Genomic DNA, 18,797 nt, shown 5'->3' on the forward strand with positions numbered 1-18,797 from the left:
TCCACCTATCGAGGTGTCCGGGGACATTAGACCACTACAAACGTCGCCGCTCGTGATTAGCTCGGAGCGCAGACTGGCCTCCGGACTCCTTCACTTCCCGACCTTAGAGATTTCAAAATGAAGTTCAGTGAATTCCAAACGCTACGCTCTGATGTCAACGGTCGCACAGAAGTGAATGCCTCGATGCTTCGTAACGATTTCTGTACTGCGGCAGTCGCACCGCTTGCACGGGAAGTGGCAATTGATCGCCACGAACCTCCCTCTTTAGAGCAGGCGTTTGCCGAGGTAAGCGCTGAATCGTGGGAAACCTGGGGCGAAACAATGGCGCACCCAGACCGTGTAGAGAAAGTGTCCATGGTGCTTATGGAGACAATGACACGGACCTTAGCAGATCGAACGCTGCTCTCGTTTTTTATCAGGCCGCCGAAGGTCGCGCAGTTTTCATTGGTAGAAGCGAAGTCGTACAGTGGGTTCGGGCACCAGCTCCCTACCCATGTGATCACCTACTACGAGTATTCAGTGGAAATCCGCGTCGCTAAATATGACGAGGTTGCGTGTGCGGTGACAGCGTATGAATGGATGTCTAAGTTGACTCTGGCAGGCGCTAGCCAGCATGACGCTGCTGCATGCGGGATGGTATATGTCTTCGATCGGGTCAAGGAAACACCGACAGGAGACAAAGACGACCTGATATTTGCCCCCGATTCGATGGCAGATGATGATGTTTTACAGGTCCAATCTTTTCTTGACGAGCACGAGGATTCATCTCAAGTCATCGACCAAAGTGATTTGGCTTTTGTATGGCGGTGGGAGCGCCGCGAAGTACGGCAAAAGAGTTGGGCGCAACGTGTCTGGTAGAAGTAGTAGATGACCTTAAGCGTCGATTTAGAAGGGTGAAGACAGTGATACTGGACGCACGTCCTGCCCAGTTCGCGGACTGGGGATCGGAACTAGAACCACCAATGGTCGTTATCGAAAAACGGACTGCTGTCGACAGTTTAGTGGGCTATATAGAATCGTTGCCGCTCAGTACAGATGTTCGTCTAATTTCTAATAATTTTAGAAACCCCATAAAGACGCATTGATGATCTTACGCGATGCAGTAGCTTCTTTCAAGACCCGGGCCAAGCACCCGTCCAAAAAACTTTATATAACCACAGCCCCCAATCCAGAAGCAATTGGGGGCCGCAATTGGAAAATTACTTTATCTTGCGCTGTCCACTAGGCAGTCAACAGCGCATTTCCTAGTAAGGTTTCGCTCGTTCTTTCTCGAACTCTTTAACTGCAAGAGTAAAAGGCTCGAAAAACAGGTTTGTGTCGTAGCGTGCAACTTCTTTCAAGTGGGTCAGCAAAGTGGTGTGCACAGGATCAAAACGAGGGCTAGGGCAGATCGTCGATTTCCAAGTGAAGAATCCTCTAAAAAGCGCGATCGCCAGCCGCCCGATGCGTTTCAATCGAGAAATAAGGGACATTTTTACCTCCAATCCATATAAAGTATTAAGCCATGGGACCGATCGAGGTCATGGATCCTAGTGCAGCTTCCAATTTCGCTCTTGCGAATAATTATGGACCAGGAATGCAGGGCATTGCCTGATCTTCACGAGAGCATTAATTCTAGACGTATCAAACAGCAAGCATAGATCACTCATTGTAATTGACGCTAGATGGGTTCCAGCTCGCGTTCTCGTAATCGCTGTTGCCATCTTCTTCTTCTTCGATGACAGCCGAATTGTCGCCAAAGATAATGAGCAGGGTAGCGCCTGCGACGAAGATTTGAGCCAAGGATAAATCCATAATTGCAGTTATAAATTCCATTATTATTCTTCCGAGTTTGTTGAAAATAGGCCTGCCGACATTTAGCCGACTTATCTATAATAAAGCGTGAATTTCATCTCGCAAGTCAACATTCGCTTAGTCGATGAAGTTTGTTAGCTATGACAGCAAAAGGGGATCGAGCGGCGCTGGGGTTCCGTCGCATTAGCGGACACGGCGGCCGGTCGGGCAAACTGTACTGCCCCAATCTACAACGACCCACATGCTCAAGTTCAAAGATATGCGCTTTCCGATAGACGTGATTCTGGTCTTCATCCGCTGGGACGCCGCTTATCCGCTGAGTTACCGGCACCTTAAGGAGATGATGGAAGAACGTGCGTGTCGGTTGACCATTCGACGATTAACAGATCCGCAATCCGCTTCTTGCCAGGGCTGCCAGCTTGCGACGGATGGTGGCACCGATGAGATCGCGCAGCTCCAGGCCAGCACGTGCGCAAGCGCCAGATCGCGAAACGCTGGGGGATCAGTGATGCCGGCGTAGCGCATGAATTCCTCGAAATCATTCTGGTAGGCTCGGCGCGTCTGTCAGTTGTCGATGTTGGCGAACAAGGTCAACGCCGGTGGCATGTTGGCCAGCTGATGGAAGGCTGCACTCGTCAACGCGCGTGGCACCGGCGCGGCCTGGACTAGCTAATCGGCAACTTGCAAATCGTCTACATCTGCGCTCTTGATCGATGCGGGCTGAAGATCCACCCTACTATTGATAACGCTTTTTATCAATAGTAAAAGCGTTTTGAGATTGTTTTGTTAGTTCTAGCAAAGACACTTATAAAATTACTAAATACTCCACAATGATAAATGAGAACAAGTACAAAAAACGAAAAATAGAACCTGAAGATATACATTAGTACCGCGGCTATGACTGGAATGTGTCAAGCTGCATAGATCAAATATAAATGTAAAAAATTAATAATTCAATAAATTTTAGAAACTTAGACAATAAGAGGAAAAATGCTTGTCATAGATGAACTGACAGCTTGAGGTGAGAACTTTGGGAGCTTGGATAATAGGAAGAACACAAGCATGCTCAACAATAGAAATTAGCTGGATAGATGTTTCTATAAGGATACTAAAATTCCATTCTTATATCATTGTACATGTTTGCTGTTGTCGAAAATTATCTATCAAGAGCCAAATATTATGATGAGTGCATAAAAAACGCGAGATTAGCGCATAAAAAGCTGCTATCCTAAAAATTCAAATTCTTTGGGAGGTACCGCATGCGACGTATTGCAAAACCATATAATATTTTGAACAATAATTTTGTTGAAAATTTATTGCGCTCCAATTTAAAATTAAATTCAGTTGGCCAAGAAAATGAAATGATAAATTTTGGATACTTATCGACTCCGCAATTTCCCGCATAAACATTAAAAGATTATATAAAATGAAAATATCCGAGATAAAAAAATTTTTACTACTATTGTTAATCATTGTTCTGCCTGCTCCCGCTTTTTGTCAACCGTTGCCAACTACTGAAGTATCAGATTGGAGCACATATCTTGATCCTGAATGGAAATGCGGGGCAGCTACCGGCTCTCGGTGGGATGAATGGAAAAAAACAGTGCTCCTATTCGCTGCCAGTAATGGTTACGGATTTAAGGCGAAGTGCAAAGCAATTAAAGATAGAGATACAATAATTGTAATATTGAGAGACAACAATCGGCAGGTCCAATATGCAGCTTGGTATGATCCTCGTTCCGATATTGATAGAGAGCAAACCTATGCTGGCATCTCAACTGTACAAGCCCAAATAGATTATGACACCAGACAGGAAGATTTTAAGAATTACCCGCTTTATTCTGTAGAGCAATATGACGATTTTTATGCCTGGTATATGGAAAGGCTTGATGATGATCCCCGTGTGTGGGAAGGGGTCATTGCACATCAATTCGTAAATAGTGCTACCCGTGTAAATGGGTGTGCCGTGCAATATACTTCCTGTGGTACCGGAGAAATTGTATTTAATAATAGAAATGGCTGGGCGCAGATAAATATCCATTTTGGTAACTTTGGTTCAAATGCGGATGGCGAAACAGTTGTAGCAAGCTGGTATTTTTCTGACTTAAGAACGCCTGGAGCTTTCCAGGCTGTTAGAGTAGCATTTGCTGTGGCAATGGGTATTAGCGGAGGTCAGATTGGACTGGCTTTGGGACTGGCTGAGGGTACTGCAGGGAATGCTGCTTTCTCAGCCGGATTTGCAAGTTTTGCTAGTGGTGTAGCCTCTGGTCAGCCGGTTGGACGCTCTTTATTGGATGGAATTAAAGGAGCTGCTTTGGCCTATTCAGGGAAGCTTGTTCTAAATTCTTTTGGTGATCCAGACTCATTAGTGGGAGTAAGCGGGGTCGGATGTCCAACTGGGGATCAATGTTGGTACTTTAAGATGGCAAATGGTTTCCCGCCGTTGAAAAATCTAGCGGAACTGCACGATCCTTTTATTAACTGGAGCATTAAAGCATTTGAGACAGTTGGACAAAATGGATGGTATAAAGCCGTAACGATAGCACCATTCATAGTACCTGGGTGCTTAGCCTCTGACGAATGCGTTGCTGCTGGTATAACTATTGTCCGGGAAGATGAAATAAATTAGGTATTCGAGAGGCCTTGTTGCAAAAATCCGGCTGTGCACCAGTCTGGTCTGGCCTAGGGTAACTAATGGCATGAGTGCCCAGCAAAACCGAAGTACCGAACGACCAACTGGAAAGAATACACAGCGCTGAAGGCGTGGCTCCCTGCTTATCTGGTTGAATAAGGGCTTGCCGCTGGCACTGCAATGCCAGCGGCAAGTGGGGCCGCTGCCCGAAGTACAGTGAGGTAGTGATCCAGCTCTGCTTGACGATTAAGGGATTGTTCAACCGGGCCCCCGGGCCAGGCAATGGGCATGGCGCAAAGCCTGCTCAAGCTTGCTTGCCTAGACTGGCAGGTGCCCGACTTCAGTACCGTTAGCCGGCGCCAAAAGCATCGTTCGGTGACGATCGGTGCGCCGCTGACAACAATAGGATTGCACCTCTTGGTCGACAGCACCGGCATCAAGATGTTGGGTAAACGTCTGTTCCTTAGTACTGACCCGGCCGTATCCGAAAATTGCCATCTTGGTATCCCTCTACTGTTCGACAAAGTTAAAAGACGTTCAATAACGTTCATTCTACATTTGAGCATGTTCAAAAGTAAAATTTCTATTTTACGAACAGTTTTTGTGCGGCAGTCTTACTGTTTAAAAAAGGTCGTTATTGAACATTTACACGGCGTGGATGGTGGAGAGCTTCTCCCTCGATGATCGTCCAGTCACGGGGCCAGCCAGTAGCAAAGTGCTCAGACTTGGGTTGACGCCGTCGCATGGAAGTGCTCAGCGAACTACATAAGGCCATCAACGGCAGACTGGGCTTTGCAAACTATGTCTATAAGCTCAACGCCACCCACTTCAATGCTGGCAGACCGGAACGATTTGAGAAGGACTATGGGCCTGGTCACGCGCTTGATCGCCCGACGGTTCTGTTCAACATTATTGTTGAGGTACTTGACTTGGCGAACAGTGATTAGCACTTCGCGGCCGGCGCCGATCTCGTCAATCGCCGCTTCATTAGCGCCGCTCTTATCCATCGCTACCTTACTATGGCTAACGTTAGCTGCCAACATCGCTGCCGAAGTAGCGCTTCGCTGCAGCCGTGTTGCGCTCGGCTGTCAGAGGGAAGTCGATGGTCTTGACCTGCTTATCGACAGCGCGGTCGAGATTTTCTCGACGCCTTTGACCTTGATGTACGTCACATCCATCATCACGTAGGTTGGAAAGCGCTGCTTTAAAGTTAAGCATGTAGGTTAATCAAGGGTTGGAGCTACAGCTTATCGGATCGTCTGGTTCCGTCATCATGCAACAGAACCCTTTAGCTCATCCCCGGTGACGAAAGATGTATGTCTCATCAAGTGCCGCCATGCCCACGGTTCTCCAACGCACCATGTGGACACGGGAGATGCCCGTGAAACCGTTGCCTGCAAGTGCGGCCCACCCCCGCACTGCAATGCGACAAGCGACGGGCAAGGGGAGGGCTCCGAGGTTACGTCGCCGCGCTCGGTCATCCTATAGTGCTATGCAGATACCCAGTTGAGGCATTCTACTAGCGCGACGCGAGGGTGGTCACGCCGTGAGTTTTCAACTACCTTTAGGCTTTAGTTGCAAACCCAGTACGCCAAGGTATCGGGCGAACCGCCTACTTCCTGGCGTATATCTTGAAGACCTGACCGAAACTGCAAGAGTTACGATCACCTTTGCTTCGACGATAAGGGGTATCCTCATCGAATCTTTGCAGGAACTGCCGCTCATGCGTTTGCTTAATTATCAGGCAATACCGAAGAACCGCATGGACACTGGTTCTAACGACGTTATCAGCACAGTTATCCACGAAAAATGTGGATATCGCTGCCTTCTACTGAGCAGCATGCGTGCGCGAAAAGGGTTAGATCCTGAAATCGTCTAGCGACTTCCCATCGGCCAACCCCTCAGCAATCCACTTTGGCTGTCGGCCGCGGCCGGTCCATCTCTGCGCACTGTCAGCTGGGTTCTGGTACTGCGCTTGAACCTTTTTGCCGCTTCCTTTCGCTTTTGCTCCAGCAGTCGCAAGCAGCTCCTCTACCGAGACACCCAAAGTCTGAGCAATAGTAATAATCTGCTCACGTGCTTTAGTGATTTCCTGTTGTTGGCGAGCTTTGATATTTTTCTCAATCTCTGCTTGCAGTCCCTTGAGCTCGCTGAGGTTATAGTCCGACAGATTTACCTTGGTCATAGATTGATCTTTCTTTGTTTAGTGGCTTGGAAGTAATTCTACAAACGATTCTACTATGCGCTTGCAATCAGACTGTGTTTCCGACCATTCTTGAGATTGTCGGTCGTATCTTGAAAGAGAAAGCTGGATACGAAGGTGTGTATGTTCGCATGCACCGTCATCCGCAGTTAAAGCCGAGCCAAAGCCCATTCTTGGTACGAGGTCGTCGGATACGTCATCGATTTGACCCACGACCAGTTCCAGAGTACCGGACTTAGAGGGTGGGTATTCCGACAAGGTGATGGATGGCACGCTAATTTTGTTGATGTCGACAGGCGGCCGGGCTCCTACATGCCAGTAGGCTGGCCGTGCTACCCGCATGAGGGATATGAAGCGGTAGCTCGGCAGCTTTCAGCACAGATGGAATAGGCAAGGAAAACCCTGCGCGGGGGTTCTGTGACCACACTGCGGATTTGTCCTTCCCGCTTGCACTCACTTGCGCCATGTAGTAACATATCTACATAAAGCAAGCACAAGAGGGGTTGCCATGACCATTATCACCATATCCAGCCGCGAGTTCAATCAAGGAGCGAGCGAGGCAAAACGGGCCGCAACCAATGGGCCGGTGTTCATTACAGATCGGGGCCGGCCTGCCCATGTACTGATGAGCTTTGAGGACTATCAGCGACTTACAAAGCAGCGGCGCAACATTGCTGATGCGCTGGCTATGCCGGGTATCGCTGACATCGATTTTGAGCCTCCGCGTGTGACCATCGAAACACGGGCGCCTGATTTCTCATGATGTTTGTTCTCGATACGAACGTGGTTTCCGAACTCCGCAAGGTGCGGCTTGGCAAAGCCAATACGAACGTAACGGCATGGGCGGAGAGCGTTGACGCCGCTGACCTCTTTGTGTCGGCTATCACCATCATGGAACTGGAATTAGGCGTTCTGTCGATTGAGAGAAAGGATGCCGCCCAAGGGGCCATGTTGCGTTCTTGGCTCGAACAGCACGTATTGCCCGAGTTCGCTAGACGCACGCTGCCTGTTGATACCGCCGTGGCGCAACGCTGCGCCCGGCTGCATGTCCCCGACAAGCGCAGCGAGCGCGATGCGCTCATCGCTGCAACCGCTCTGGTGCACGGCATGACGGTGGTTACCCGCAACACCGCTGATTTTGCGCCAACGGGGGTGTCCCTCATCGATCCGTGGCAGGTATCGCAGTGACGGGAAAACGTTCGACGGTTAAAACCAAATTTTAGGGATTACAGAAACTATACGCGTATTTGCTCGCGACGATTGGCACCAAATTGGGATGGTAAATGTTTGACACAAGTCGGCCCGATGGCCTTACCGCTTTTCGAACGGTGATTTCGACCTCGTCGGTTGAGACAGTCGATGACTTTTCTAGCCCGGCAACCTGCTAAGCTGACGCCAACGGCCGACTCGGACTGTCGAAACTGCTTAGATTACTCTGCTGTTAATCTTCAGCCATCTCCAGAGGTCTGTTATACGGCTTTACTGGAAATACCGTACGTCTACCCACGTCTAATAACTAGCAATGCAACTACCGCAGACGAGGAGAAACTGAGGTTCCAACGAGGCCCTTGAGCGCGGTAAAGGGTTCTGTCGCATTAGCAAACGCGGGCGGGCCAATCAGGTAAACTGCGGCGCCCGAACCGAGGACGAATCGAGATGCTGAACTTCAAAGGTATGCGCTTTCCTATCGATGTGATCCTGGTCTGCATCCGCTGGTATGCGGCTTACCCGCTGAGCTACCGGCACCTCGAGGAGATCATGGAAGAGCGCGGCGTGTCGGTCGACCATTCATCGATCAACCGGTGGGCGGTTCCTTTCCTGCCGCTCATCGAGAAGATGGCTCGTAAACATAAGCGTCCGGTCGGCGGCAGCTGGCGCATGGGTTCTGTCGCGTTGCTGATCAAGCAGCGGAATTTTTCCGGAACGGCACTGTATCGCTCAAACTGGACGGACCATTCCTGCCAGCGCAGAAAATTGGTCGGCGAACGACATGGCATCAGCGCCGTCGATTGCGAACTGACCCTTGCGAATCATGTGGACCAGCTCGATGCCAGCGAGCACGGAGCCAGCGGACTGGAACGATTTGAAGTTGAGCATCGGCCTAGTCAACCGCTTGATGGCGCGATGGTCCTGCTCGACAATGTTGTTAAGGTATTTAACTTGGCGCACAAGGATCGGCACGTTGCGGCCGGCGTTGATCGCGTCGATCGCGGCCTTGTTGGCACCGCTCTTGTCCATCGCGACCTTTTCCGGATCGCCGTTCGTTCCCATGGCCTTGTCGAAGAAGCGCTTCGCTGCAGCCATGTCGCGCTTGGTTGTCAGCAGGAAGTCGACGGTCTTGCCCTGCTTGGCTTGTCGACAGCGCGGTAGAGGTATTTCCAAACGCCCTTGACCTTAATGTACGTCTCATCCATGCGCCAGCTGCCGCCGATCGGGCGCTTGTGTTTTCGGGCCATCTTTTCGATGAGCGGCAGGAAACGAATCGCCCACCGGTTGATCGATGAATGGTCGACGGAAACGCCGCGCTCTTGCATGATCTCCTCGAGGTGCCGGTAGCTCAGCGGATAGGCCGCATACCAGCGGATGCAGACTAGGATCACATCGATCGGAAAGCGCATCCCTTTGAAGTTGAGCATGTCGATTTATCCTGGATTCGGCACCACAGTTTACCCGACTGGCCCGGCCCGTTCGCTAATGCGACAGAACCTTTTTCAGCGCGCCAACCCGCTAACTGAAGCGAACGGCCAAGCTCAGTAAATACAGTCATTCCTATATTGCCGGTTGCATTTCTAAGGACGAAGAAATGAAGTGAGCCATGTTTATTTTACACAAAATTCGCTGAGATGTCCCGCTGTACCGCGTGCGGCATATGACCTTGTTGGCAACTGGGCGCCTTGCGATTTTATGCTTATTGCATGCATTTCCGGAAAAATCAAGCAGTTGTTAAAATTCGAAGTATGCGACAATGGTTGGGTATAACTGCCTTTACTACCTTTAACCCTTATATAGCCCATCTTATTTTTCCGGTTTCTGAGGTATGTGGTTCGACCGATATTGCCCCATGCGTGTAGACATGCAGTTGCCTCGGCAGTCATAGATCCGTCACTGGCATCTTTATCGCTTTATAATCAAAAATAGGATTAATCATGGATACGAAAGTAGACGATCTCGGCGCAAGACCTCGTTACCAAAAAATCGACCATATTGCCATTGCCGTGAAGGATCTAGATGCTGCGATTAAATTTTTCCAGAATTGCCTTGGGTTTAATCTAGTGCGACGTCGTGACATTCGGGGCGCGGTTACCGGCATGGTATCTGCAGAGATGGAACACAACAATATTAAGTTTGTTTTATGTCAAGGCACCGAGCCGGAATCTCAAGTTTCACGGTTGATACAACAACATGGCTCAGGAGTCGCCCATATCGCTTTGGCTGTGGAAAACGCTGAAGATTCGGCTCACATCTTACAAAAGCATGGGTTGCAGTTCGATACCACCGTAATTCGCGGTCCAGGCCTGAAACAAATATTTTCGAGGCGGGACCTCAATTCCGGTCTAAGTTTTGAATTTATCGAGCGAGACGCTAGCCAGCAGGAATTTCTTGAAGAGAATATTCAGGAATTGTTCTCTCAATTGGAGAAGTCTAGTGCCTACTAAGCTTAGAACAGGACTACAAGAGGATGGAGGCAGGCATCCGTCACCACTAAATGTAATGAACTTTCTTAACGAGGTGGCTGAACGCTATCCGGTCGCCATCTCGTTCGCATCAGGGCGCCCAACTGAGGCACTATTTGATATCCAGTCATGGCTAGCGTTACTGCCTGAATACGTAATTTATCACGCTGAGCGCAGCGGTAGGTCTACCGCCGAGACATACGCATTACTGGCTCAATATGGACGCACGAACGGCTTGATTAATGAATTGATTGCTAAACAAATCGGGTGTGACCATTCGATTAATTGTACGCCAGCTCAAATTATTGTCACTTCGGGTTGCCAAGAGGCTATTAATATCCTCGTCGCATCCCTTTGTGACGGGCCGACGGACGTGATTATGGTGCGTGACCCGTGTTACATCGGCATTACTGGTGCCGCAAAGCTGAATCACGTTGACTTGGTACCGTTTCTTTGTGACGACGTAGAGCAGTTGCCTGATGCATTATACGATAGCGTAAAGCGCGCCAGGCTAGCGGGAAAGCGACCACGTGTGCTCTATCTTGTTCCCGATTTCGATAATCCTACCGGTAGCGTTTTATCACGCCAAGCGCGTGAGGCGGTTATCGAGTTCTGTTCGAAGGAAGGAATTTTCATTTTGGAAGATAATCCATATGGATTGTTCCGATATGAGGGCGAGAATGTGCCTGCGATGTACGCACTTGATCGACTGGGTACGGTAATATTCCTTGGCACCTATTCAAAGACGCTATGTCCGACGCTGCGCATCGGTTATGCGGTGGTACCTGATGGATTATCGAGGCAGAGCGGTATTGGGGTGACACTCCTGGATCGTCTGTCGCAGATTAAAAGTTTCGGTACAGTTAACACAAGTCAAATTACCCAAGCTATTGTAGGTGCTGTGTTGCTGCGTGAAGGGTGCAGCCTGCACCGGATCGTGGGGAAAGGCATTGCATTATATCGTCATCAACGCGACATCATGCTGGCAAACTTGGTTCACGCATTTAACGGTTTGGAGGACCATGTAAAATGGAATGCTCCAGCAGGTGGTTTCTTTCTTTGCGTGGAATTGCCATTTGATTTTGGCCGAGATGAAGTGGCTCGATGTGCCGAACAGTTCGGCGTATTAGTAATGCCACTAAGCTTCTTTTCATTTGGAACGCATCAGCGACGTCGAGTGCGACTTGCATTCAGTTACGCTTCCGAAGAAAAAATCGCTGATGGTATTGCTCGTTTCGCCGCTTATGTTCGTTATCGGCTCATTAATGAGCGCAATACTAGCATGTCAAGTTAAGGCATTAGCCAGGCTTTGTTGCATAAATCAGCGGAATTCGTAATTCCCCAAACCCCTAGCCGGAATTATGGCATCGTCACCGCCACAGTCGCAGTTGTGTCCAACCTAGTGAACCGATTGAGGATGGCGGCAAGAGCCCGCAGTTTGGCGACTTGGCGGTCAATGTCCCGCGCCATGACCCGTTCACCAAGCAGTTTGAAGCATCGAATCTTAGTCTCAACAAGGCTGCGCCAGTGATAGGCGCTCCACTTCTCCCAAATTTGCCTGCCAAGCCGGCGCGTGGCCACCAGGATGGCGCTGAAGACTGTGGCACCAAGGCGCTGGTCCTTCCATGGCTTGGCGTTCTTGCGAGTAGGATAATCCCCTGCGTCCCACGTTCGGCAATTGCTTCGTTTCAATCTTGGTATCATAAGCATCATCGTCGCTGGCGCTCGCGACGAGCGCATCGGCTGGAATCTTGTTGAGTAGGCACTGCAGCACCAGCGCACCACCGGTTAGCATTGTCTGTTACCTCGATAGCCTGGATTTCCAGTGTGCCGCGTCAATGCCAAGGTCGACCTTGCTCCGCTGGCGGTAGTCGGCCCCATGCTTTTTGGCCTTCCACTCGCCTTCACCTAACATTTTGATGCCGCTGCTATTGACTATGAGGTGCAATCCCATTGTTGTCGGCTGCGCGCAGATTGTCACCGAAAATGCTTATGGGGCCGGCTGACGGTACTGAAGTCTGGCACCTGCTAGTCCATGCCAGCAAGTTTGAGCAGGCTTTGCGCCATACCCATCGCCTGGCGCAAAGCCAGATTGAACAAGCCCTTGTCCAACCAGATAAGAAGGGAGCCGCGCGCCTTCAGCGCCGTGTTGTAGTCTTTCCAGTTGGTCGTTAGGTACTTCGGTTTTGCCGACTCATGCCGTCAGTTACCCCGCGGCTGACACCCGACCGGTGCACAGGCAGGTTTGTGCAAAAAAGCTCTTTAACCACTTCAAAACGCGATGCTACGTAGCTGGGTCCTTCTACGCTAGTACTGACCGTTCTTGCACTAGATAATTCAATGCAGTGTAGATGTTTTTAGCAGGCCTGAATAAGACTGCGCGCTGGTAAATCCAAGCCATTAAATCTAAGCCAAGTAGACATGAGTTATACGCGTACCTTCAAACGGTTCTCGACCGTGCATCGCAAGCAAGTTATCAATCAATAATACATCTCCTTGCTCCCAATCAAATAACAGAGAATTGGATAAGAGCACGCTACGAATTTGAGCCATAAATTCGTCGCTGATAGATGTGCCGTCGCCGAAAGTGCAGTTGTGTGGGAAGCCGTCTTTTCCGAATGCGTCCTCGATAATGTGACGCATGTCCGACGCCAAGGATGACGGATGCCACTGCTCGGCTTGGTTGAACCAAACTCTTTGTCCCGATATCGGATGAACCAGTATCGCATCGCAAATTGTTTTTATTTCCAGTACATCATTGTTGAGCCATCGGAATGCGCCCTGACCACGTAAGCGTTGCTCAACTACTTCCTTTTCGCTCGTTCCATACGTGGACTGCCAGCCTTTGCCCAAGAAATCGTGGCGTTGCAGACGACGAACATAGCATAATTTCTTCTCCTCTAAGACGTCGCAAATTGGCTGAGGCATCTGTTGTAGGACATCTGCAGCGTGAGCAAGTGTAGTCTGCCCGCCTCGCGCTGCGGGACTTACACAATGAAAGTAAAGACGAGTAGGCCAGCGGGGCAGGTAAGACATCTCATTATGCAGGGAAATTCTCTCGGTCGATGGATATTCGGTCGATGTGTAGATGTTATTGCCGACATGTGTCCTTGGAGAGTTCCCGCCAATGTAAGCCGTCGGCGCGAGACCAAAACTATTAATAACTCCCAAGAAATCGACCGGTTCGACTACGTTAAATCCACGGAATAGTACACCTGCATGGCTAAGGATCATATCATCGATCTGTGCGCGATTTTCCCGGATATGAGAACACAATGCGGCCGTCGTGCCGCCTGTTGTCGGCGATATCACGACAGGGTGATGAGCTTGCTGAAACAAAGGTCTTATATTCATTTTAATTTGTTTTCTCGAAAAATGGCTTTTCATTACTCGGCGATTTCTAACTCACTTTATTTTGTGAAATAAATTTCGTGAATATGTCTAACAACTTTATGGTTTTGTGGGGATCGAAGAAGTGTCATATGATTGGCTTCCACCTGAATTTCTTTGATTGATAAGCTGCATTCGTCCCAGCGGACAGTGTTTTTCTTTGCAAGCGCCCCTTGCACTGGATTGTGCCGGGTCGGTTCGAAAGCATAAACCAAATTCAATTCGCCGGTGTATTTCGTCTTCGGTGTGTATCGGGTATTAATATTTGTTTCGAATACCCGTATGATACCGGCCAAAACATCCCTGCGTGTCTGCGAAGGAAAAATTCCGGCATTCACCAGTCTAGCCAATAAGACGTCGACTTGCTCATCCTTATCCCACTTGCGCAAATCGTCCAAGACTATATTCAGGTCGCATTCATAATTCATCTCGTACAATTGAATCAGCTCGAGCAGAACATCCTCATGGGTTCGTACTGCGCGAACAATATGAGAGGCATTTGGTGAACGGCTGTCAAGTAACATCAGCATATTTACTCGTTCTCCAGCGAGGCTAAGTTGACGAGCAACTTCGAAGGCGATCCAACCGCCGTAAGAGTGGCCTGCAAAGTTGTAGGGGCCTTGCGGGTAGTGTTCGCGTATCGCGGCAAGATATGCGGTAGCCGCCACTTCAACATCCAGGTATGGAGCGAGCTGTCCACATAACCCGCGTGGTTGAAGTCCAAGAAGTGGGATGCGAGCATCAAGTTGCTGGGCCAAGTCGACAAATGCCGTGACGCTTCCGCCTGCGCCTGGAATAATAATGATCGGCTCAAAACCAGCTTGGCCTGCCTGTAGCACGACGGCCGGGCGATATGCAGCCTCGGGATGTGAGACTTCATTGTTCAATGCCGTTTGAAGAGACCTTCCCAAGGCGTTACCCAAATGCTCGATATTCGGCCAATCCATCATTGAAGCATGGTTACCTGGCACCGTATGAATCGACAAATTGTCACTATAGAATTTCCTCCATCCGATAGAGCAGTCCTGGCGCGATTCCCCCTCTGCGCTGAACAGAGTTAGATGAGTATTGATTTTCGGCGCCCAATATTTTGCCTTGGCAATATGGTTTGCCGTTAGGGTGGCTAAGCGACGGCGTATCGTTGACCTCTCGATTTCACGAGGAAGCAAGCCAGTTTCATAACAATAGTCGAGCATTCGTTCAATATCTCTTGTTTCTGCCATTTTCCTGAGTTGCCCAAGTGTCTCAGGATTCTGCCTGCCGAAGTAGCGTAGCATACTGAAGAACTCGTCAATTCCTTTTTCCTCGTCATAATGCAGTGGAACCGGTAGGGCAGTGTCGATTAAACCGAGAAACGCCACGCTTTCGCCAGCAGCAATTAGTCGGTTAGCGATTTCGTACGCAACTAAGCCTCCGAATGAATAACCGCCAAGGAAATACGGACCTACCGGCTGGACTTGGCGCATTTCTGCCAGATAATCGTCCGCCATGGCCTCGACCGACGTGCGTGGAACCTCACCTTCTTCTAGTCCGGCTGCCCTCAGTCCATACACTGGCATGTCCATATCAAGCAATTGGCCGAGCTCGCTTACATAAGTGACAGTCCCCCCTGCCGCATGGACCAGGAACAAAGGCTTGTGGGTGCCGCTAGTGCGCACCGGGACTAAGCGCGTTGATACGCGCTTAGTTTTGTCGTTGATTGCCGCCGATAGTTTGGACAACACAGGGTTGGTGATGAGATCGCCGAGCGTGAGTGAAAGGCCGGCTTGGCTTGCGCGCGAAATCAAATGAACCGCGAGCAGCGAGTGTCCACCAAGCTCGAAGAAATGGTCATTGCGGCCGACACGGTCTATGCCCAAAAGCGTTTCCCAGAGCGCGGCAATTATCGTTTCGGTAAGCCCCTGAGGCGCCTCATAATCCCGGCATGCCACTGCCGATAAGTCGGGTGGGGGCAGCGCCTTTCGGTCGAGCTTGCCATTTGGGTTAAGTGGGAAAGCATATATTGTGACAAAGGCGGAGGGCACCATGTAGTTGGGCAGTGTTTCAGCGAGCGCGGCACGTAGCGAAGTAACTGACGGCGAGGTGCCATTTTTGGGCAGCAAGTAAGCAACCAAGCGGGTATCACCTGGATTATCCTCGCGAACCATAACCACGGCTTCCTGTATGTTGTCGCAATTGGTCAGTTTGGCTTCTATCTCCTGCAGTTCGATTCGGAAGCCGCGGATCTTCACCTGCGTATCGTTGCGCCCATGGTACTCGAGGTTTCCATTAGACAGCCAACGGCCTAGGTCCCCAGTCTTGTACATGCGTGCTCCAGGTATACGAGCAAATGGATCGGGCAGAAAACGCTCTGCTGTTAATTCCGGACGGTTGAGATAACCACGCGCAACGCCGACGCCACCAATGTGAATTTCGCCTGCTACCCCAAATGGCACAGGCTGACCGTATGGATCGAGAAGATAAACATGAGCATTGGAAATCGTAGTCCCAATATGAGGGCGCTCAGAAGTATTGTCGATTAATCCAATAGTGGCATCAACCGTGCATTCGGTCGGACCGTACATATTGAAAAAGCGGGTGGTAGGAGCATTTGCTATTTTTCTCCAGAGTGGGAGGCTAACGGCCTCACCACCGAGCAGCACCAACTTTGGATGGTGGGACGTATCTGTCATGATTCCAGCGCGTTCTAGTACCTCAAATTGGGTTGGGGTACACTCGAAGGCGTCGATTTCATACGTTTGAAGGAAATGCTTGAACTCGAGCCCACTGGCGCGCACGCTCTCGGGCACAATCGTCAGGCAGTGTCCCGATAGCAACTGCAATATTCCCTTGAGAGACATGTCAAATGAGAAGGGGGAGTTAAGCGCGACATTCGCGTTGGGAGGCATGTTGGTGTATATGGTGGTAGACAGGACCAACCAGAAGTTAACCGCCGAGCGATGCTCCACCATAACTCCCTTAGGGCGTCCGGTAGAGCCTGAGGTGTAGATCACGTAGGCCAAGTTCGTCGGGGCAAGCGCCATGTGGTGTGGATCAGGGTTACACCGGGGCTGGGAAGCAAGGAGGTCGGCGCTCGTGGAATCATCGAGGACAAGAACGTGTGATTCACCGCCCTCAACTATCTCCAGCAGTGAAGATTGGGTTAGCACAACCGCTGGCGCGCTGTCGTGGAGCATGTATGTGAGGCGAGCACGCGGGTAGGTCGGATCGAGGGGAACGTAGGCGCCGCCAGCCTTGAGGATCGCTAACAGGCCGACGATCATGTCCAGTCCACGCTCGAGGCAGATAGCAACCCGCGTCTCTGGCACGACTCCTTGCGCAATGAGGTAGTGAGCCAATTGATTTGCCCGCAAGTTTAGTTCACCATAGGTCAAGCGCTGATTACGGTAGACGAGAGCGGGTGACTCCGGCTGCCGAGCGGCCTGTTCCTCGAAAGGCTGATGAATCAGGCACTCACGCCGGTAATCTACAGTTGGGCCGTTGAAATCGACTAACAATTGCTGTTGTTCCGCCGCACTGAGAATTGTGAGTTGCGCCACTGGCTGGGAGGGGTCGGTAACCATTGCCGCCAGCAAATTTTGGAAATAATTTGCGAAACGCTCGGCGGTTGTGTGATCGAACAGCTCACTCGAATACTCAAGGCCACCTGCGATCACATCGTCGTGCTCATTTAATCGTAACGACAGGTCAAAGTGAACACTGCGCTCACTTATGGGGAGTAGCGACAACTGCAATCCGGGTAAGTTCAACTGACGAGTTGGTCCGCTGTTCAGTGTTAGCATTGATTGGAAGAGTGGGCTGTGGCTCAGGCTGCGCGGCGGATTGACCGCTTCGACCACTTCCTCGAACGGCAGGTCTTGGTGGGAGTATGCTTGCAGTGACGTGGCCTTGACTTGCTCAATCAAGATATCCCCGCTGGTCATAGCATCGACTCGAACACGTAGTGCGAGTGTATTGACAAAACAGCCGATAAGTGATTCCAGCTCTCGATGCTTGCGATTGGCTGCTGGCGTGCCCACCACGATGTCGTCTTGGCCAGACAGGCGGGCAAGCAGGGCGGCCCACCCTGCGAGCAAGGTTACGAACATCGTTGCACCATGGCGCTGTGCCAGTCCTCTCAAGCCTTCGACCATGGCAGAGGATAAACGCAGGGGGACACTGCCACCGGCATAGGATTGCACTGGTGGGCGAGGACGGTCCGTTGGTAGCTCAAGCAGGGCCGGTGCTCCAGACAAATGGCTGCGCCAGAATTGGCTCTGTTCACAGAGGAGTTTACCTTGTAACCATTGGCGCTGCCAGACGGCATAGTCTGCATACTGGATCGCGAGAGGGGGGAGGGGATCGGCCAACCCTTGGCTGAAAGCAGTGTAAAGAGTGGAAGTCTCTTGGATCAGCAAACCGACTGACCAGCCGTCCGAGACAATGTGATGTTGAGTCACAAGCAGCACATGCTCGTCGTCCCTCAGGCACAATAGGCGACCGCGAATTAGCGGGCCAGTGGATAAATTAAATGGTGCAGACGCCTCGTCAATGACGCGTCGGGAAACCGCCGATTCCTGCTCGTGTCCATATAGGTGGCGCAAGTCTTCGACACATAAGTTGAAACCGCTGTGTGTCGGGCCAATCTGTTGATAGGGATGGCCCTGGCAATCGGCGAAGCAGGTCCGGAGGATTTCATGGCGCGCAACGATACGGTCAAGTGCAGCGCTTAGGGCGTCCACTTGCAGGCATCCCTGAAGACGCAACGCGGCTGGCATATGGTAAGCCGACGCGGCATTGTGGTCGAGCTGGTCAAGGACCCAGAGACGCTGCTGGGTCAGCGACAAGGGAAGTTCAGTGCTACGGCTAGCAGGCAGTAAAGGCGGGAGCGCAGCACGGCCCACCCATTCAGCTGCAAGGACGAGGTCACTTAGGACAGGGTGGGCGAACAGGTCGCGAAGAGCGATCTCAATGCCCAGGGCCTGACGCACCCGTGAAACTACTTGCACGGCTAGCAGCGAGTGTCCACCGAGTTCAAAGAAGTGGTCGTTGCGGCCGACGCGTTTCAGACCCAGCAGTTCCTGCCAGATCGCGGCAATGGCAGTCTCGGCCACTCCCTGCGGCA

General features: G+C 50.9%; 14 protein-coding genes and 6 pseudogenes. 10 read left to right on the plus strand and 10 right to left on the minus strand.

Annotation, left to right across the window (positions count from 1 at the left end):
* Positions 1-117 precede the first annotated feature (117 nt).
* Positions 118-858, plus strand: coding sequence for a hypothetical protein (locus NX775_RS23450; protein ID WP_258838179.1), 741 nt, complete (start codon positions 118-120; stop codon positions 856-858).
* Between the two features lie 386 nt (positions 859-1,244).
* Here the strand turns inward: NX775_RS23450 and NX775_RS23455 are convergent, their stop codons facing one another.
* The gene (locus NX775_RS23455; protein ID WP_258838180.1) at positions 1,245-1,472 is read right to left on the minus strand and encodes a hypothetical protein; all 228 of its coding nucleotides are present in this window, start codon (positions 1,470-1,472) and stop codon (positions 1,245-1,247) included.
* 169 nt (positions 1,473-1,641) lie between these two features.
* Positions 1,642-1,815 carry a hypothetical protein gene (locus NX775_RS23460; RefSeq protein WP_258838181.1) on the minus strand — a complete coding sequence of 58 codons (174 nt, stop codon included), beginning with the start codon at positions 1,813-1,815 and terminating at the stop codon, positions 1,642-1,644.
* Positions 1,816-2,035: 220 nt separating this feature from the next.
* On the opposite strand from NX775_RS23460, the pseudogene NX775_RS24260 reads away from it, so the two are divergent.
* The 4 genes and pseudogenes from NX775_RS24260 to NX775_RS23480 form a co-directional block, all read left to right on the plus strand.
* Positions 2,036-2,202 (plus strand): annotated as a pseudogene (locus NX775_RS24260) (IS6 family transposase); the annotation flags it as partial.
* Between the two features lie 60 nt (positions 2,203-2,262).
* Entirely contained in the window at positions 2,263-2,463 is a 201-nt protein-coding gene (locus NX775_RS24265) for a hypothetical protein (protein ID WP_258838182.1), read from the plus strand.
* A 757-nt stretch (positions 2,464-3,220) separates the two neighbouring features.
* Positions 3,221-4,423, plus strand: coding sequence for a hypothetical protein (locus NX775_RS23475; RefSeq protein WP_258838183.1), 1,203 nt, complete (start codon positions 3,221-3,223; stop codon positions 4,421-4,423).
* Positions 4,424-4,549: 126 nt separating this feature from the next.
* A pseudogene (locus tag NX775_RS23480) lies at positions 4,550-4,879 on the plus strand (transposase); the annotation flags it as partial.
* 308 nt (positions 4,880-5,187) lie between these two features.
* Here NX775_RS23480 and NX775_RS23485 read toward each other — a convergent pair.
* The 3 genes from NX775_RS23485 to NX775_RS23495 all read right to left on the minus strand — a co-directional run bounded on the left by NX775_RS23485 (position 5,188) and on the right by NX775_RS23495 (position 6,611).
* Positions 5,188-5,469: a DDE-type integrase/transposase/recombinase gene (locus tag NX775_RS23485; protein ID WP_307732417.1), complete on the minus strand. Its 282-nt coding sequence runs from the start codon at positions 5,467-5,469 to the stop codon at positions 5,188-5,190.
* Complete coding sequence (locus tag NX775_RS23490) at positions 5,456-5,644, minus strand: transposase (RefSeq protein WP_258838185.1); 189 nt, start codon at positions 5,642-5,644, stop codon at positions 5,456-5,458. The genes NX775_RS23485 and NX775_RS23490 overlap by 14 nt, the downstream gene beginning before the upstream one ends.
* Positions 5,645-6,284: 640 nt before the next feature.
* Positions 6,285-6,611 (minus strand): H-NS histone family protein, encoded by a 327-nt coding sequence (locus NX775_RS23495; protein WP_258838186.1) that lies wholly within the window; start codon positions 6,609-6,611, stop codon positions 6,285-6,287.
* Between the two features lie 526 nt (positions 6,612-7,137).
* Here NX775_RS23495 and NX775_RS23500 point away from each other — a divergent pair.
* From NX775_RS23500 to NX775_RS23510, 3 genes and pseudogenes are all read left to right on the plus strand, one after another.
* Positions 7,138-7,392 carry a type II toxin-antitoxin system Phd/YefM family antitoxin gene (locus NX775_RS23500; protein ID WP_258838187.1) on the plus strand — a complete coding sequence of 85 codons (255 nt, stop codon included), beginning with the start codon at positions 7,138-7,140 and terminating at the stop codon, positions 7,390-7,392.
* Entirely contained in the window at positions 7,389-7,817 is a 429-nt protein-coding gene (locus NX775_RS23505; protein ID WP_258838188.1) for a type II toxin-antitoxin system VapC family toxin, read from the plus strand. Before NX775_RS23500 ends, NX775_RS23505 begins: the two co-directional genes overlap by 4 nt.
* 468 nt (positions 7,818-8,285) lie before the next feature.
* A pseudogene (locus NX775_RS23510) lies at positions 8,286-8,439 on the plus strand (IS6 family transposase); the annotation flags it as partial.
* A 128-nt stretch (positions 8,440-8,567) separates the two neighbouring features.
* On the opposite strand, the pseudogene NX775_RS23515 reads toward NX775_RS23510, so the two are convergent.
* A pseudogene (locus NX775_RS23515) lies at positions 8,568-9,265 on the minus strand (IS6 family transposase).
* 510 nt (positions 9,266-9,775) lie between these two features.
* Between NX775_RS23515 and NX775_RS23520 the strand changes: the two are divergent.
* Together NX775_RS23520 and NX775_RS23525 are read left to right on the plus strand one after the other, a co-directional pair.
* Positions 9,776-10,285: a VOC family protein gene (locus NX775_RS23520; protein WP_258838189.1), complete on the plus strand. Its 510-nt coding sequence runs from the start codon at positions 9,776-9,778 to the stop codon at positions 10,283-10,285.
* Positions 10,286-10,340: 55 nt separating this feature from the next.
* Positions 10,341-11,597, plus strand: coding sequence for an aminotransferase-like domain-containing protein (locus NX775_RS23525; RefSeq protein WP_258838190.1), 1,257 nt, complete (start codon positions 10,341-10,343; stop codon positions 11,595-11,597).
* Positions 11,598-11,662: 65 nt separating this feature from the next.
* Here the strand turns inward: NX775_RS23525 and NX775_RS23530 are convergent.
* From NX775_RS23530 to NX775_RS24235, 4 genes and pseudogenes are all read right to left on the minus strand, one after another.
* Positions 11,663-12,445: pseudogene (locus NX775_RS23530) on the minus strand (IS5 family transposase).
* 264 nt (positions 12,446-12,709) lie between these two features.
* A complete protein-coding gene (locus tag NX775_RS23535; protein ID WP_258838191.1) occupies positions 12,710-13,690 on the minus strand; it encodes a TauD/TfdA family dioxygenase in 981 nt (326 codons plus the stop codon).
* A gap of 23 nt (positions 13,691-13,713) precedes the next feature.
* The gene (locus tag NX775_RS23540; RefSeq protein ID WP_258838192.1) at positions 13,714-18,519 is read right to left on the minus strand and encodes a non-ribosomal peptide synthetase; all 4,806 of its coding nucleotides are present in this window, start codon (positions 18,517-18,519) and stop codon (positions 13,714-13,716) included.
* Between the two features lie 84 nt (positions 18,520-18,603).
* A pseudogene (locus NX775_RS24235) lies at positions 18,604-18,786 on the minus strand (phosphopantetheine-binding protein); the annotation flags it as partial.
* Positions 18,787-18,797 lie beyond the last annotated feature (11 nt).

It is taken from the genome of Massilia aurea (assembly GCF_024753205.1).
Classification (GTDB): domain Bacteria; phylum Pseudomonadota; class Gammaproteobacteria; order Burkholderiales; family Burkholderiaceae_D; genus Telluria; species Telluria aurea.